The 14933-nt window shown below is 53.6% G+C and carries 15 protein-coding genes; 11 read left to right on the top strand and 4 right to left on the bottom strand.

What is annotated here, in order from left to right:
• The first annotated feature begins 431 nt into the window (after positions 1-431).
• The 9 genes from IE156_RS17795 (at position 432) to IE156_RS17760 (ending at position 8828) form a co-directional block, all read left to right on the top strand.
• On the top strand, positions 432-1790 hold the full coding sequence (locus tag IE156_RS17795) for an SRPBCC family protein (RefSeq protein WP_189393995.1): 1359 nt from the start codon (positions 432-434) through the stop codon (positions 1788-1790).
• Positions 1787-2275: a benzoate 1,2-dioxygenase small subunit gene (gene benB / locus IE156_RS17790; RefSeq protein ID WP_189393994.1), complete on the top strand. Its 489-nt coding sequence runs from the start codon at positions 1787-1789 to the stop codon at positions 2273-2275. The genes IE156_RS17795 and benB overlap by 4 nt, the downstream gene beginning before the upstream one ends.
• A gap of 15 nt (positions 2276-2290) precedes the next feature.
• Positions 2291-3298 carry a benzoate 1,2-dioxygenase electron transfer component BenC gene (benC, locus tag IE156_RS17785; protein ID WP_189393993.1) on the top strand — a complete coding sequence of 336 codons (1008 nt, stop codon included), beginning with the start codon at positions 2291-2293 and terminating at the stop codon, positions 3296-3298.
• A 70-nt stretch (positions 3299-3368) separates the two neighbouring features.
• Positions 3369-4139 carry a 1,6-dihydroxycyclohexa-2,4-diene-1-carboxylate dehydrogenase gene (locus IE156_RS17780; RefSeq protein WP_189393992.1) on the top strand — a complete coding sequence of 257 codons (771 nt, stop codon included), beginning with the start codon at positions 3369-3371 and terminating at the stop codon, positions 4137-4139.
• 72 nt (positions 4140-4211) lie between these two features.
• Positions 4212-5549, top strand: a complete 1338-nt coding sequence (locus IE156_RS17775) for an MFS transporter (protein ID WP_189394027.1) — start codon at positions 4212-4214, stop codon at positions 5547-5549.
• Between the two features lie 353 nt (positions 5550-5902).
• Positions 5903-6523: a LysE family translocator gene (locus tag IE156_RS17770; protein WP_189393991.1), complete on the top strand. Its 621-nt coding sequence runs from the start codon at positions 5903-5905 to the stop codon at positions 6521-6523.
• A gap of 617 nt (positions 6524-7140) precedes the next feature.
• Complete coding sequence (locus IE156_RS18505; protein ID WP_268248124.1) at positions 7141-7266, top strand: hypothetical protein; 126 nt, start codon at positions 7141-7143, stop codon at positions 7264-7266.
• Between the two features lie 137 nt (positions 7267-7403).
• Positions 7404-7712 (top strand): hypothetical protein, encoded by a 309-nt coding sequence (locus IE156_RS17765; protein ID WP_189393990.1) that lies wholly within the window; start codon positions 7404-7406, stop codon positions 7710-7712.
• A 78-nt stretch (positions 7713-7790) separates the two neighbouring features.
• Entirely contained in the window at positions 7791-8828 is a 1038-nt protein-coding gene (locus IE156_RS17760) for a LacI family DNA-binding transcriptional regulator (RefSeq protein WP_229841492.1), read from the top strand.
• Here the strand turns inward: IE156_RS17760 and IE156_RS17755 are convergent.
• The 4 genes from IE156_RS17755 to IE156_RS17740 form a co-directional block, all read right to left on the bottom strand.
• Complete coding sequence (locus IE156_RS17755) at positions 8825-9532, bottom strand: sulfite exporter TauE/SafE family protein (RefSeq protein WP_189393989.1); 708 nt, start codon at positions 9530-9532, stop codon at positions 8825-8827. The two genes, IE156_RS17760 and IE156_RS17755, sit on opposite strands and share 4 nt — an antisense overlap.
• On the bottom strand, positions 9529-10947 hold the full coding sequence (locus IE156_RS17750) for an amidohydrolase family protein (RefSeq protein WP_189393988.1): 1419 nt from the start codon (positions 10945-10947) through the stop codon (positions 9529-9531). The genes IE156_RS17755 and IE156_RS17750 overlap by 4 nt, the downstream gene beginning before the upstream one ends.
• 11 nt (positions 10948-10958) lie before the next feature.
• Complete coding sequence (locus IE156_RS17745) at positions 10959-12296, bottom strand: uracil-xanthine permease family protein (protein ID WP_189393987.1); 1338 nt, start codon at positions 12294-12296, stop codon at positions 10959-10961.
• A 452-nt stretch (positions 12297-12748) separates the two neighbouring features.
• On the bottom strand, positions 12749-13078 hold the full coding sequence (locus IE156_RS17740; protein ID WP_189393986.1) for a DHCW motif cupin fold protein: 330 nt from the start codon (positions 13076-13078) through the stop codon (positions 12749-12751).
• A gap of 197 nt (positions 13079-13275) precedes the next feature.
• Between IE156_RS17740 and IE156_RS17735 the strand changes: the two genes are divergently transcribed.
• Both IE156_RS17735 and IE156_RS17730 read left to right on the top strand, forming a co-directional pair.
• Positions 13276-14079, top strand: coding sequence for a hypothetical protein (locus IE156_RS17735; protein ID WP_189393985.1), 804 nt, complete (start codon positions 13276-13278; stop codon positions 14077-14079).
• 143 nt (positions 14080-14222) lie between these two features.
• Positions 14223-14828 carry a hypothetical protein gene (locus IE156_RS17730; protein ID WP_189393984.1) on the top strand — a complete coding sequence of 202 codons (606 nt, stop codon included), beginning with the start codon at positions 14223-14225 and terminating at the stop codon, positions 14826-14828.
• Positions 14829-14933: the final 105 nt, after the last annotated feature.

Below are 14933 nucleotides of genomic sequence, written 5' to 3'. Positions count from 1 at the left end.
AATCCAAATCAATATATCACCTATATCGACCATCTAAGCTTCAAGAATATGCCTGATAAGGTCTAGGGTTAACGATAGGTTTTGTTTTTATGACTTATTAAGTCTTTGATTTGTCTTGTAAAAATACACACTATAGAATTTTGATATAGAGCGGGACCGATATTGTATTGGATGCCTGCCCCTGCAAAGACTGTAATGAAAGCCATGCAGAACAGCCCCACGTTTTAGATGTAGCGGGCCAGATTAAGCAAGCCAGATGCTTCGACAGTCCGGTTTGAGCAAGGTTCATGGCAAAGCCCGGCGTACCCCGGTTAACACTGCCGCAAACCAGTCCGGTTCTGATCCGGAGCGATTTTTCTTTTCATCACGCGTACTTGCTATGCCTTCCGGGGCATGGGCAGGGACGGCTGCACACTCATAAAGGCCACATCATGTCAGTCCTTATGGATAAAACTAAGAATATCAGGCACTTGCTTGATACTGCCCTGGAAGAAAATCAAGAAGCGGGCGTTTATCGTTGCCGTCGTGACATCTTCACCAACCCAGACCTGTTTGAACTGGAGATGAAGCACATTTTTGAAGGCAACTGGGTTTATCTGGCGCATGAGAGCCAATTGCCTAATGTGAATGATTACTTCAGCTCCTATATTGGTCGCCAGCCTGTGTTTCTGACGCGTGGCAAAGACGGCGCTCTGAATGCGTTTATCAACGCCTGTGCCCACCGGGGAGCCATGTTGTGCCGACGTAAGCACGGTAATAAAGGCAGCTTTACCTGTCCCTTTCATGGCTGGACCTTCAATAACGTGGGCAAGCTGCTCAAGGTCAAGGATGAGAAAAACACCCAGTATCCCGAACAGTTCAATACCGAGGGTTCGCATGATTTACAGCGGGTCGCCCGCTTTGAGAACTACCGGGGGTTTCTGTTTGGCAGCCTGAATCCGGATGTGGTGTCTCTGGATGAGTATTTAGGCGAAACCAAGGTGATTATTGACCAGATCGTGGACCAGGCGCCCGACGGTCTGGAAGTGCTGCGCGGCAACTCCTCCTACATTTATGACGGCAACTGGAAGCTGCAAATGGAGAACGGGGCGGATGGCTATCACGTCAGCAGCGTGCACTGGAATTACGCCGCCACTATGGGTCGCCGCAAAGAAGGCGGCACGCAAGCGGTGGATGCCAATGGCTGGAGCAAGAGCCTGGGCGGCGTGTATGGCTTCGATTACGGCCATATTCTGCTATGGACCAAGACCATGAATCCCACGGTGCGCCCGGTCTACCAGCATCGCGAGGAATTGAAGGAACGTCTGGGCGAGGAACGTGCTGAATTCATCGTGAACCAGACCCGCAATCTGTGTGTGTACCCGAACGTGTATTTGATGGATCAGTTCTCTACCCAAATCCGGGTGACGCGCCCGATTAGTGTAGACAAGACTGAAGTCACGATTTACTGCTTTGGCCCCAAAGGGGAAAGCGCGGAACAACGTGCCATCCGTATCCGGCAGTACGAAGATTTCTTCAATGTCTCCGGTATGGGGACGGCCGACGACTTAGAAGAATTCCGTGCGTGTCAGGAAGGCTATGCCGGTATTGCCGCCCCTTGGAATGACTTGAGCCGAGGTGCCCCCTTGTGGGTGCAAGGGCCGGACGAAAACGCGACCGCCATGGGTATGAAACCCTTGATCAGTGGTGGGCGCAGCGAGGATGAAGGTTTGTTTGTCTGCCAGCATGAGTATTGGGCCAAGACCATGAGTCAAGCCTTGCAAGCCGATAGCGAGGAGGCCTCCGCATGAACGCCACTTATCACTCTGTCTGCGCTTTCCTGTACCGCGAAGCTCGCTTGCTGGATGACCGTCAGTGGGACGAATGGCTGGAATGCTATAGCCCCGACTCCCAATACTGGATGCCTTGCTGGGACGATGATGATCAGCTGACCGAAGATCCGCATAGTGAGGTTTCCCTGATCTTCTATCCCAACCGCAATGGCCTGGAAGACCGGATATTCCGCATCAAGACCGAGCGCTCGGGGGCCTCAACACCGGAGCCACGTACCGCTCATATGCTCAGCAATATCGAGATCCTGGATGACCGTGGCGAGCAGGTTGATGTGCGCTACAACTTTTTGACGCTGAATCATCGTTACCGGGTCACCGATCAGTTCTTTGGCACGATTTCCCTGACTTTGTCGCGTCAGGAGCAAGGCTGGCTGATTGAGCAGAAGAAGGTCGTGCTCAAGAACGACTACATCCGTCAAGTGATTGATGTTTATCACATTTAAAATCGGGGGCGCGTCGTGAACAGCTATCGTATTGCGCTGAATTTTGAAGACGGTGTCACCCGTTTCGTGGACTGTGGTGAACACGAAAAAGTGCTGGATGCTGCGTTTCGTCATCAGATCAATCTGCCTATGGATTGTTCGGATGGGGTGTGTGGCACCTGTAAATGTCAGGCCGAAAGCGGTGAGTATGAGCAGGGCGATGACTATATTGAGGATGCCCTGACGCAGGAGGAAGCCGACAAGGGATTGGTCTTGACCTGTCAGATGGTGCCCAAGTCGGACTGCGTGATCGCCGTTCCTATCTCGTCCAGTGTTTGTAAAACGGCCGTTGCCAAATGGCAGGGGCAGGTGTCTGAATGCCGTCAGTATGAGGACGCGGCTTACGAGCTGACGATTGATGCGGCGGCTGAGGGTGTGCCGTTTCTGCCGGGGCAGTACGTGAATATTGCCGTGCCCGGCGGGCAGGCGCATCGTTCGTACTCCTTCAGCTCCGCACCGGGTGAATCGCGTTTGAGTTTTTTGATCAAGCAGGTTCCCGGTGGGTTGATGAGTTCTTGGCTGGCTCAGCAGCCCGTAGGTCAGGACGTTGAAATGACGGGGCCCTTAGGCAGTTTTTACCTGCGTCAGGTTAGTCGTCCCTTGTTGTTTCTGGCTGGTGGCACGGGCTTGGCTCCGTTTCTATCCATGCTGGAAGTGCTTGTCCAGCAAGGCTGTAAGCAGCCTGTGCATCTGGTCTATGGCGTCACACGCGATCAGGATCTGGTGATGCTGGATGAGTTGGAGTCTCTGACCCAGCGCTTAGTGGGGTTCAGCTACATCACCTGTGTGGTGGACCCGCAATCCAGCCACGAGCGCAAAGGTTATGTCACTCAGCATCTGGATGCCTCGCATTGGCATGAGGGGCAGGTGGATGTGTATCTGTGTGGCCCGCCGCCGATGGTCGATGCAGTCAGTCAGTTCATTGACGCGCAAACGCATGCTCCGGCCCATTTCTATTACGAAAAATTCATTACCAGCCAATAAGTTCACGTGAACGTAGCTTGCGCCCCTTTGCGGGGCGCGCTGTGCTGGAGGACTCACGCAAGGAAAAACTATGACAACGCCTCTGCGTTTTCATCAAAAAGTGGCCATTGTGACGGGCGCAGCCCAAGGGATTGGCCGTCGTGTTGCCGAGCGTTTGCAGGCTGAAGGGGCCAGAGTGGTCGCGGTAGACCGTTCGGAACTCGTGCGGGAGCTGGCCTGTGATGCGGTGCTGACCTTGGAAGTCGATCTGGAGGCCTGGGACGGTGCGCAGGCGGCTGCCCAGGCGGCGCTGGAAAAGTGGGGACGTATTGATATTTTGATCAATAACGTCGGGGGGACGATCTGGACGCGTCCTTACGAGCACTACACCCCGGTGCAAATCGAAGCCGAGATCCGTCGCTCCCTGTTTCCGACGCTTTGGTCTTGTCATGCTGTTTTGCCCAGCATGCAGGAGCAGGGTAGTGGTGCCATTGTGAACGTGTCCTCGATTGCGACGCGCAGTATTAATCGTGTGCCTTACGCGGCGGCCAAAGGTGGCGTCAATGCTTTGACGGCGTCTCTGGCATTTGAAAATGCGCAGCGCGGGATACGCGTCAACGCGGTGTCCCCCGGAGGGACCCAAGCACCGCCACGGCGCATCCCGCGCAATACCCAGACCCAAGAAAATCCTCAAGAAGCGCTCTGGTATCAGCAGATTGTGGATCAGACCGTGGGCAGCAGTTTGATGAAGCGGTACGGCAGTCTGGATGAGCAGGCGGCCAGCATTTTATTTTTGGCCTCGGATGAGGCGTCCTATATCACCGGCACGGTGCTACCAGTAGGAGGGGGCGACCAGGGTTAAACCGCATGATGCATGCAGTCGGAACAGACTGTAGCGTTCACACAAAAAAACTCCATTTGGAGGAGACAAATGATGAAAACACTAGAAATCAATGAAGTGATTGAGCAGGCGCGCTTTGGGCGTTTTCACTGGAAGGTGATGAGCCTGTGTGCCTTGTTGCTGATATTCGATGGTTACGACTTATTTATTTATGGTGTGGTGTTGCCGGTTCTGATGGATGAATGGAGCCTGAGCCCGGTACAGGCGGGCGCTTTGGGTAGCTATGCTTTATTTGGCATGATGTTCGGAGCCTTTGTGTTCGGACCCTTGGCTGACCGGATTGGCCGCAAAAAAGGGGTGACGATCTGTTTTGCCTTGTTCAGTGTGGCGACCTTCTTAAATGGCTTTGCCACTACTCCCACCGAGTTTGGCGTGTATCGCTTTCTGGCGGGTTTGGGCTGTGGCGGCTTGATGCCTAATGCCGTGGCCTTGATGAATGAATACTCACCCAAGCGTTCACGCAGTACTTTGGTGGCGATTATGTTCAGCGGCTATTCCTTGGGCGGCTTGTTATCGGCAGCTATTGGTATTTACATGTTGCCGCGTTTTGGCTGGCAATCCATGTTCTTTTGTGCCGCCATTCCATTGCTACTATTGCCATTTATTGTCTGGAAGCTGCCAGAGTCTTTAGCGTTCTTGATACGTCAGGGTCGGGATGAAAAGGCGCGGGTCATTGTGCAGACCTTGGCCCCGGAAATCGTCTTGTCTCCCGCTACAGCCTTGACGTTAAGCGAACAAAAAACGCGAGGCGTACCTATGCTGGATTTGGTCAAAGAAGGGCGTCTGGTCGGTACCTTGATGATCTGGTTGGCTTTTTTCTGTTGCTTACTGATGGTCTACGCCTTGGGCTCCTGGCTGCCTAAACTGATGGCAAATGCAGGCTACAGCTTAGGTTCCAGCCTGTCCTTTTTGGTGGCACTGAATCTGGGCGGCATGTTTGGGGCGATTCTAGGCGGTTGGCTGGGGGATCGATTCAGTCTGCCCAAAGTCGTGGCTTGGTTCTTCTTGGTATCGGCCGTGTCTATTACCTTGCTGGGCTTCAAGAGCCCCACCTTGCTGCTGTATGTGTTGATCATCCTCGCCGGTGCCACCACGATTGGCACACAGATCCTGCTGTACGCGAATACGGCACAGTTTTACCCGCTGTCCATGCGTTCTTCGGGTTTGGGTTGGGCTTCGGGAGTGGGGCGTATAGGTGCTATCGCCGGTCCATTCTTGGGCGGTACGCTGATGGCGGCGAAGTTGCCGTTGCAAATGAATTTCTTGGCTTTTGCCGTACCGGGCGTGGTGGCGATGCTGGCTTTTCTGATGTTTATGGTGTCTGTGCGTCAGGTGAACAAAATTCCGCTTTCGCTGACTGCCAGGGCTTAGCTTTGGGTTGGATGTGCGAGGCGTGTGGATTACAAGCGGAATTCAATAGATTTAGCTATAGGGATGAATAAGTCAGAGGAGCGAGCAGTAATGGGCGAGCCAAGTCGCACCGATGCTAATGCGGAGCGTGAGCGATGGGGTAATCAGACTTCTATGGACGATGCGGCTGAGATTAGTCGAGAATCCTGGAAGACTCGATGTACTTTATAGACGCTTGCCTTGCTCTGGGTGCAAATGTGGTTGCAGCTATGATGCTTGTGGCAATAGTGGCTTTGTGGACGGTTATACTCTTTTTTTCCGTAAAAATCGGGGCGATGAGTAGTTGAGAAGCCCCAGAGGTGTTTAGGTCCGCCATGAGTTCTACTGTTTTGTTGTTGTTCTTACCTGCTTGTTTTGCGCTCAATATGGCATTCGGGCCGAATAATCTGCTGTCCATGACGGTAGGGGCCAAGCAAGGCGTGTCCACCGCCTTGGTCGCCGCGATGGGCCGGCTGGTCGCGTTTGCCATCATGATTGTGGTCGCGGCCTTGGGCATGGGAACCTTGCTGATGGTCTCGGAAGCCGCTTTTACTGTGGTTAAGTTGGTGGGTGCGGCTTATCTGATCTACTTGGGCATCAAGGTTTTGCGTGTCAGTGCCAAGACCACAAAAGAACAGAGCGATCTGGGTAAAAACGGTATTTGGAGCCTGGTTCGCCAAGAGTTTTTTGTGGCAATAGGGAATCCCAAAGCCATTTTGATCTTCACCGCCTTTTTTCCTCAGTTTGTGGATATGAACAACTACTGGAGCAGCTTCATGATCCAGGGTGTAATTTTCTTGCTGTTGGAGGTAATTGCCATTGCCGCCTATGCCTACGTGGGGACTCGACTGTCGGGGGTAATGCAAAATGCAAGTGGCCTGCGGTGGGTTAATCGGATTAGTGGCAGCATGATGATCGGCTTTGGCGTGATCCTGGCGATGGCTCGGCGTTCCTAAGTTTTGTCTTTTTTGGACTACATGTTTTTAAGGCCCTCGTAATGAGGGTTTTTTTTATGGTTTTTTGTAAGCATAAGATCTATAAGGGTTTTTATTTTTTATTTTTCAATCTGAATGCAGTAAATAAAATCGGTCAAGATAAGTAGCGGTTTTTTAAGGGGTAAAGGTCATAGAACCTTGTATTTGTTTTTTTAGGGTAAACGCTTAATATGGCTACAAACGCTTGTGATTTGTAATTTTTTTGATAGCATGAAAACTCGTTCTAGGCTTTCTCAATTAAAGAAACACAAGGAGGTTTGGACATGAATGACACGCCCATGAACTGGCCCAGTGACTTTCCGAGCAAACATGATGCGCTGTAGCATTTTTTAAAACAAGACGGAGACCATCAACCAGCATAGCCGCCCCTTTAGGCGGCTTTTTCGTCTTTATCTTTTTTTTTGCTGTTTTTAATTTCTTATTTGAAATAGGTGGTTTTTAAGAAATTTCTGACTGTTCTCGATTTGTAGATGTCGATGACGCCGTCACTAGCACGTTTGATTGGTCTGACTAAGTTGTACCTTATTGTGTTTGTACAGAGTCTGGTCTTGCAGATTGGATAGGGAATGGAGTGCTGAGTGAGCTACGTCAAATCTCTGCGTCAGATGCGGCAGCAACAAGAAGAAAGCCGAAAATTGATGCAAGCCCAACTTCGAGAGCAGCGTAAAACAAATTGCCTGCTGGAAGGGAAATCAAAATGCTAATGCCATCTATCCTTTCCCTTTACCTGCTTATTACCTTGTAAGATGCCCCCTGACCAAGATTGGCTAAGGTGCGTGCTTCGCGCTTTTTTCAGTCCGAATGCTGAAAACCAGACCTTTAAAGGTAGGCACACTAGTTAATGAGTAATTCAAAGCGGGTAGATCTGGCTGGCCTGATTGGCGTGGCTTTTTGGATGGTGCTGCTGGGCGCGTTGTTCGTAGGCTTCGTGTACCTTTTGTCTTTTCCGTGGACCTGGGTTGTTAAGGCCACTATGGGTCTGGAGGTGCTGCTTCTGGCCCTTGCCTTAATGATGGAATTCTCCGCCAAGGATGTGAATGGGGCCGGAGGCTGGGCAAGCTTTGGGTATATCCTGGGACATGCTTGGTTAGTGGCCGCCATGCTGGTTTTTCGCGGTCTCGTGCTCCTGGGGCAGTGGGTCGTGGCTTGATTCACCGCTTAGTTCTGCGTCAGTTGTTTCCCAGGCTATGCTATTTTCTCCTCTATCCCTTTTCAAATTGATCCAGCCTTGTCGCGTCCAATAACTTCCTCCCCTCGTCGTCTGACCATCCGCGATGTCGCCAAAGCGGCAGGGGTGTCGTTGACGACGGTATCTCATGCCTTAAATGATCGTGGGGTGGTGGACCCCGTCACACGGGCGCGGGTCAAGCAGGTGGCAGCGGACCTGGGGTATCGACCCAATGTGCGGGCGCAACGCCTACGCTCAGGTTCGGCCAATAGTATTGCGCTGGTGTCGTCCATGCCCTTTGCGGTGTCGGGAGGCGTATCGCGGCTGGGCTTCATGATGGAAGTGGCAGGTATCGCAGCAGAAGCGGCCATGCGGCGTGGACTCGCCCTGGTGTTTGTGCCCCCTTTGGAAGATGCCCAAGCCTTTTTGGAAGGACTGGATATAGACGGGGCGATTTTGCTTGAGCCCATGACGCATGATCCCAATGTGCGTTTGCTGCAAGAGCGCGGAGTGGCTTTGGTCTCTATTGGCCGGCAAGGCGGTGGTGCTGATAGCCTGCCTTTTGTGGATCTGCAGTCCACAGCCACAGCGCATTTGCTATTGAATCATTTGTGGGAGCAAGGACGGCGGCGGATTGCTTTGGTGCAAAGTAGTGCCGTGCGGGATTCATACGCCAGCCATAAGAAAGCCTATGAAAACTTTGCCACGGCGCATGCCATGCCTTTGCGCTATATGCAGGTAGAAGAAAGTCTGGGGGAAGCAGGGGGGCAGGAGGCTTGTGCCAAACTCTTGGCGCGATATCCTGATATTGACGCCTTATGTGTGCCCGTGGACGCTTTTGCCGTCGGAGCCTTGCGCGCGGTGCAGCAAGCCGGTTTGCGCGTCCCGCAAGATGTGATGATTGCCACCCGTTACGATGGCTTGCGTGCCCGCACCGCAGAGCCGTCCTTGACGGCAGTGGACTTGCATTTGGAACAGGTGGCGACCTTGGCGGTAGAGCTGCTGTTCGAGCATTTGTCGGGCGACAAGAGCCGTATGTCGGTCTTGGGCCCAAAGCCGGAGCTTCGGGCCCGCGCTTCCACTCAGCGTGATGCTTAATTAGCCAGCATTACAGCAATACCCGAAACGGTCGCAAATATAAGTACGCCTATTCGCAGCCGACGCTGATCCAGCCTGTGGTGGACCAGACTACTCAAACCCATCCCCAGTACCAAGGCAGGTAGACATAACACGGCGTAACTTAGATGCGACCAGGCTAGTGCGCCTGAAATTCCCAGCACAATCAACGAGATCACTTCCCCCACCAGAAAGCACAAGGCCACTGTAGAACGCAAGGTTGCCACGGGGGCGTGCTGATACGCCAGGGCCAAGGGCGGGCCACCAATACCAGTGGCCGTTTCGGTGATGCCGGTGACGAGGCCGGTCGCAATAAGCGCTTTTTTACCGGGTGTAAAGCTGGGTGCCAGGACCGAGGCCAGCACAGCGAGCAAGGTGCTGATACCAACGAACTGATTTAACCAATAGGTTGAAAGCACCAGCAAAATGCCCAAGCCGGCAAAGGTGCCCGCAAAACGGCCCACTGTAATCCAGGCCGCTCCGGTGCGATCCACCGCTTCACGTTCCCGCCACGCCACATAGGCATTAAGCGGCAACATTAGAAACAGCAGCGCGCCAGGAATGGCTGCGGGGTGTACCAAAGCCAGCACTGGCACCACAATCAAGGCAAAGCCCATGCCGCTGGCACCTTGGATAAAGGCGCCAGCTAATACTGCAGCAAAAGCAATCAACAAACCTGCTGTCATGCCATCGCCTTTTCTTGCTCGGCATGACGGGCCAGATGCTCGGTAGATGGGGCGTGCAGCTTGCGTATATCAGACTGGGCGACAGCATGGCGAGCCAGCTCGCGTACTTCTTCCAGCAGGGGCAAGGGGTCCCAATCGACAGGCTGGCCTTCCCACAGACGTAGCTTGCCCTGGACCACGACGGCACGAATTTGATCGCGAGCGGCTATGCGTACTAATTCCCAAGGTAAATCCCAGGACGGAGTCATCTCGGGTACTTGCAGATCGACCACCAGAAAGTCAGCTTGCGCGCCCACCCGAATTTGTCCGGTTTGCTGACCCAGACCTATGACGTCGGCCCCGCCTCGGGTCGCCATGTCCAGCCATGTCCAGCCAGCGCCGCAGGAGGAGTCGCCCACCATCATGCCAAAGGCAAAACGTTGTGCGGCTTCGCCGTAATCCATCATGCGAAAGGCGTCGCTGCGTGTGCCATCGGTGCCCATGCCCAAACGAATGCCTTGAACCCGCATGGCCTCCGCCGGGGCGACCGCATTGCCTTTCCAGGCACTGGCAACCGGGTTGTAGGAAACCGCTGCATTCAGGTCGGCCAGCAGGCGGATTTCGCTCGGTGTCACCAGGGTGGCATGGGCCAACAAAGAGGCGGAGCCCAAGGCACCAATATGAGCCAAATGCTCGATGGGGCGGCGGCCATGGGCATTCAAGGAGCGTTCTACGGCAACCAGGTGTTCGTTGGCATGGGTCTGAAAGACGCGACCAGCCTCTTCGCTCATGGCATAGATACGATGCAGCATGGCGTCACTGGCAGCTTCAGGGATGGAGATAGCCAGCGAGGGGCTGATCAAATCGTGGTGCTCCCATTGCTGTAAGTGGGCTTGGGCGCGAGCCAGAATAGGCTCGGCGTCCAATAGTACCGCGCTGTGCTTGTCGTTGCAGATCAAGCCCAGCACGCAGCGTATGCCTACGTCCGTGGTGGCTTGAACAATGGCATCCAGATCTTCAGAAGAGCGGGTACCGGCATCGCAGACTGTTGTGAACCCACCGCGCAAGGCTTCCAGTGCGGACAGCTTGCTCGAGGCGTACAGATGGCGGGCATTCAAGGTGCTTTCTAGAGGCACCCAGACGCGGCGGAAAATCTCCGAGGGCTCGCCGTACACCAACGATTTCCCATACGACTGGGTAACGTGATGGTGCGCATCAACAAAACCGGGCATCAGCAAATGGCCGGGCAGGCTTAAGCGGGGTAGCCCGGGATGACGAGCGGTGATGTCCTGCACCGTACCGATATCACTGAAGCGGCCTTCCTCGATGACAACCGCATGTCCCCCTACTGGTCCTTTCGGAAGGAGCAGATGTTCGGGTTCCAGAATGCGGGCCTGGGCCAGATCTTGGGATTGGAATAAAGAAGCGTTATTCATGACACAGCTCATTAAGAATGGTGAAGAGGGGCGGTTTTGGGGGAACGTTGGCCCACATGGATGAATAGGTAATTCAAGACGGCAGCCGTCAAGGCACCCATTGCAACGCCGTTAGAGAGCAGCAAGCGTAGCTGTGAAGGCAACTGGTCATAAATGCCCGGCACCACAATGGGCAGCAAGCCGATGGCCAGAGCAGTGGCCACGACATACATGGCGGAGTGACTACGCAGATCTACCTTGCGCAACATGTCTATGCCCATAGTGCCCACGATGGCAAACACCACCAGACCGGTTGCGCCAATCACCGCTGCGGGAATGACGCTGATCAGAGCCGACAAGGGAGAGAGCAGACCGAACAAGATCAGGAAAAGACCGCCAACAGCCGTCACGTAGCGGGAGCGAACCTGGGTGGCGCGGATAATGCCGATATTTTCGCCGCTGGTAATAATGAGCGAGGTCCCGAAAATACCGCCCAGCAGGGAGGCCAGGCCATCGCCGCGAATGGTATTGGGTACTTGGGCTTGTTGTTCGGCTTCATCTTCCTTGCCCAGCACTTCATTCAAGGCGATGGTTTGGCCCGTGGCCTCCACCATGGAAATCAGGGTGAAGAGCAACAAGGGCAAAGCGGCAATCAGGTCAAAGTTCGGTGGGCCGAAAGGAAACGGCGAAGGCAGGGCTAGAAGCGGGCCTGAACCCACGCCGCTTAAGCTGATATCGCCCATCAAGGCAGCTGCCAAGGCACCGACGACTAAGCCGAGCAAGATAGCCAACTGGCGGCACATGCCTTTGAGCAAGCGGGCAAACAGGACGGTGGCGACAATGGTGATCAAAGCCAGGAGCAGATTGTCCGTATCACCGAAATTCGCTGTGCCAGGCGTACCTGCAATCAGCTTGCCGGAGATTTGCGCCAGATTGATGGCAACCAGCAGGAGCATGATGCCAATGACCAGTGCTGGAAAGTAACGCAGAAAGCGTTTGAAGATGGGCACGATCAAAAAGTACAGCAGGGCAGACAAAATCACGGCACCGGAGGCGGTGGGCAAGTCGGTTTGTTGCGCGATCAGAATGAACAAAATAATGGGCGCGCCACCGGGCAACATCACAAAAGGTAGTTTGGCGCCGATGCCGGCCGGGCCGAAGGATTGGAGCAAGGTGCCTATGCCACAGACCAGAAACGTGGCGCTTAACAGTTGAGTCGTCAGAGCCGCGTCAAAGCCCAAGGCCTTGCTCATCAAAAATACGGCGGCGATGGGCGAGGCGGCCATGACCAGTACGTGTTGTAGCCCGAAGGCAATCATGCGCTGGGGGGAATACAGCTCGTCCACTTGCGCAGTGGGGGTATCTTTCATTGTTGTCTCCTGTGCTGCGTGCTCAAGCTTGAAAAGGCCTGCCGCAGTCCTATGGGTTTTTATCAGATTTATGAGTAAAACGTTTTGGTTCCAATTTTATGCATAACCAAAACGTTTTGGTAGTGTATTTATGGTTTTGTGGAAAAATGCTCTGGAAAGCAAATAAGGATTATTTCTTTATGCGTAATGTCCTCAAAAGGCAGTGAGAGCAGTTCTAGCAAGTGCAGGCTAAGGCGATAAGAGGAGGGAGGGTAGAAGGGGGGGAGCCCAGCTCAGCGAGGCATCAACACAAGGGGTTTAAGCAAAACCTGTTGTGCTGTCGTTTCTTGGAAGATGGGAGCTAGGGAGTGGATGCCAGGAAAAGGCATCGGCAGGGGGTTGGCTTGTACTAGCTTGAAAAATAAAAAGGCAGCCGTTTCGGGCTGCCTTAGCGTGGTTTTACGTAACAGGCTTTAATCCACGATGTACAGCTTGGCACCGGTTTGGGTGGAGGAGCGGTGCGGCTCGGCATTGTCAGCCACGTGGTAGGACTGGCCGGGTTCTAGCGTAAAGCGGCGTCCGTCTTCCAGTTCTGTATCCAGCTTGCCTTCCAGACACAACAACATATGGCCTTTGACACACCAGTGGTCTGCCAGATAGCCGGGGCTGTACTCGACCATGCGTACTCGGATGGGGCCAAACTGCTGCGTGCGCCATAAGGCCATGCCAGTTTCGCCTTGGTGTTCGGTGGGAGTAATGTCAGACCAGTTGACGGTGCAAAAAGGTAGCTTGCTGATATTCATGTTTGCGGCTCGTTGTAAGGGGACTGTTTGAATAGTAGGCCCGTTCCCTCCATGTGGCCTGTGGTCCTTGCAATTTTCTCTGATACAGGCGATTTCAATTTTGAAATTTGCTCACCACCCAAATGCCGTTACATAAGCAATACTCGCGTTCAGCAAGGGGGCGCTGATGACCCCTATCTTGATCAAAGGGGAAGCGTATGAATCTGTCTCAGCCATTATTCGCGGCACGAAGTCTGGGCCGCTGGAGCCTGCTGACTGCCGCCTTACTGCTTGCGGCCTGCAGCAATATGTCGCAACAAGCAGAACAGCGTGCTCAAACAGCCGCTCTGTCATCCACCACACCGCAAACAGCGTCTACCTTGGGAACGCAATGGGGAGAGGGCCGTGAATCGCGGGTTTATTCTGTGCAGGCCCAGCGCGTAGAGCCGCAGCGGGACGAGCTGCAATTGGCGTACTCCGATGAGCGCAGTATTCGTCAGGCTTTGGGGCAGAATCTGGATGCGCAGCGCAGTATTTTGTTAGACCAGGGCAAGGTGGAGTTGTCTGTGCATGATGCGCGAGATATGCCCTTGACGATTTACAGCAGCATTGGCCAAAACAATTACCAGTTGGCTGGCAAGGCGGGTGAGCGTTACGTGCTGGTCTATACCAATCGTAGTGCGACACCTTATGAAATCATCACAACAGTAGATGGCCTGGATGTCTTGTCGGGCAAGCCCGGCAGTCGCAGTCATAACGGCTATATGTTGCAAGCCGGGGCGGTATTGCGTATTGAAGGTTTTCGTAAAAGCGCAGAGGAAGTGGCCGCTTTCCGTTTCTCCGGTAAGGACAGGGCGTATGCCGCCAATAGCCTGGCGGGCGATACGCGCAATATTGGTGTGATCGGTGCCGTGCTCTATGAGGTCCGCCCCGTCAAACCTAGCCAGCCTGTTAGCCCGACAGCGAATCCCTTTCCGGGGGATGCCGGTAAGGGGCAATACGCTCCACCACCACGCTATTAAGGCTTGATGGTCATCCACCGAACGCTGCATCTGGTTTGGTGGATTGACCCGTCACAGAGCGCTGAAAGCATGAGCTCCTAGCGGGAAACTACGCGCTTGGAGCCTTGGAATGACTCTGTTAAGGTGTGCCAGGATTAGCCCCTTTGCAAGGACAACCCGTGCCACCAGAGTTGATCCATCCAGAGCATTTTGTCCACGTGCGCATCATTATCGGTATGGTGCTGGGTATCAGCATTTCACGGCTGATTGTGGGCGTATCTGAGTTCATCCAACATCCCAAAGCCAAGCGTATCTATCCCATCCACCTGGGATGGGTTCTGTACCTATTTCTGACGATTATTCATTTCTGGTGGTACGAGTTCAGTCTGGTCAAGGTGCAGGTCTGGTCGTTTCAGCTGTATTTTTTTCTGATCCTCTTTACCTGTGTTTTTGCCATCATGGCGTCTTTGCTGTTTCCGTCCAATATGGAGGAATATCGGGGTTTTGAGGATTATTTTCAGACCCGGCGGCGATCCTTATACGGTTTTTTTGTGCTGATTCAGATCATGGATTTGATCGACACGGCCATCAAGGGCAAACCGTATTTCTTGAGCCTGGGCATTGAATACCCCTTACAGCAGTTCGTGTTAATTGTTCTGGGGATCATCGCCATGATTGTGCCCAGCAAGCGCTATCAGGCGGCCTTTGTCTTTTTGACGCTGGTTTATAAAGGGCAATGGATCTTTCGTCTGTATGACATTCTGAATTGACGTGGTGATGCTGGGTTAAAGCGCTTTAAGCTGTCTTTTAGCCTTGAGTAGGCATCCGGGGTTGATGTTTCTTATGGGCCTGCCTGGATCTGCTTCGCAGCACTC

Source organism: Alcaligenes pakistanensis (assembly GCF_014652815.1).
GTDB classification, from domain to species: domain Bacteria; phylum Pseudomonadota; class Gammaproteobacteria; order Burkholderiales; family Burkholderiaceae_B; genus Alcaligenes; species Alcaligenes pakistanensis.
This window is presented reverse-complemented; position numbering and strand designations above follow the sequence as displayed.

What these genes read in the sequence shown, in the direction of transcription:
- IE156_RS17755 (WP_189393989.1), bottom strand. Translation starts at nt 9,532, where the DNA reads ATGACAGCAGGTTTGTTGATTGCTTTTGCTGCAGTATTAGCTGGCGCC.
- IE156_RS17735 (WP_189393985.1), top strand. Translation starts at nt 13,276, where the DNA reads ATGAATCTGTCTCAGCCATTATTCGCGGCACGAAGTCTGGGCCGCTGG.
- IE156_RS17780 (WP_189393992.1), top strand. Translation starts at nt 3,369, where the DNA reads ATGACAACGCCTCTGCGTTTTCATCAAAAAGTGGCCATTGTGACGGGC.
- benB (WP_189393994.1), top strand. Translation starts at nt 1,787, where the DNA reads ATGAACGCCACTTATCACTCTGTCTGCGCTTTCCTGTACCGCGAAGCT.
- IE156_RS17765 (WP_189393990.1), top strand. Translation starts at nt 7,404, where the DNA reads ATGAGTAATTCAAAGCGGGTAGATCTGGCTGGCCTGATTGGCGTGGCT.
- IE156_RS17775 (WP_189394027.1), top strand. Translation starts at nt 4,212, where the DNA reads ATGAAAACACTAGAAATCAATGAAGTGATTGAGCAGGCGCGCTTTGGG.
- IE156_RS17750 (WP_189393988.1), bottom strand. Translation starts at nt 10,947, where the DNA reads ATGAATAACGCTTCTTTATTCCAATCCCAAGATCTGGCCCAGGCCCGC.
- IE156_RS17795 (WP_189393995.1), top strand. Translation starts at nt 432, where the DNA reads ATGTCAGTCCTTATGGATAAAACTAAGAATATCAGGCACTTGCTTGAT.
- IE156_RS17770 (WP_189393991.1), top strand. Translation starts at nt 5,903, where the DNA reads ATGAGTTCTACTGTTTTGTTGTTGTTCTTACCTGCTTGTTTTGCGCTC.
- IE156_RS17740 (WP_189393986.1), bottom strand. Translation starts at nt 13,078, where the DNA reads ATGAATATCAGCAAGCTACCTTTTTGCACCGTCAACTGGTCTGACATT.
- IE156_RS17745 (WP_189393987.1), bottom strand. Translation starts at nt 12,296, where the DNA reads ATGAAAGATACCCCCACTGCGCAAGTGGACGAGCTGTATTCCCCCCAG.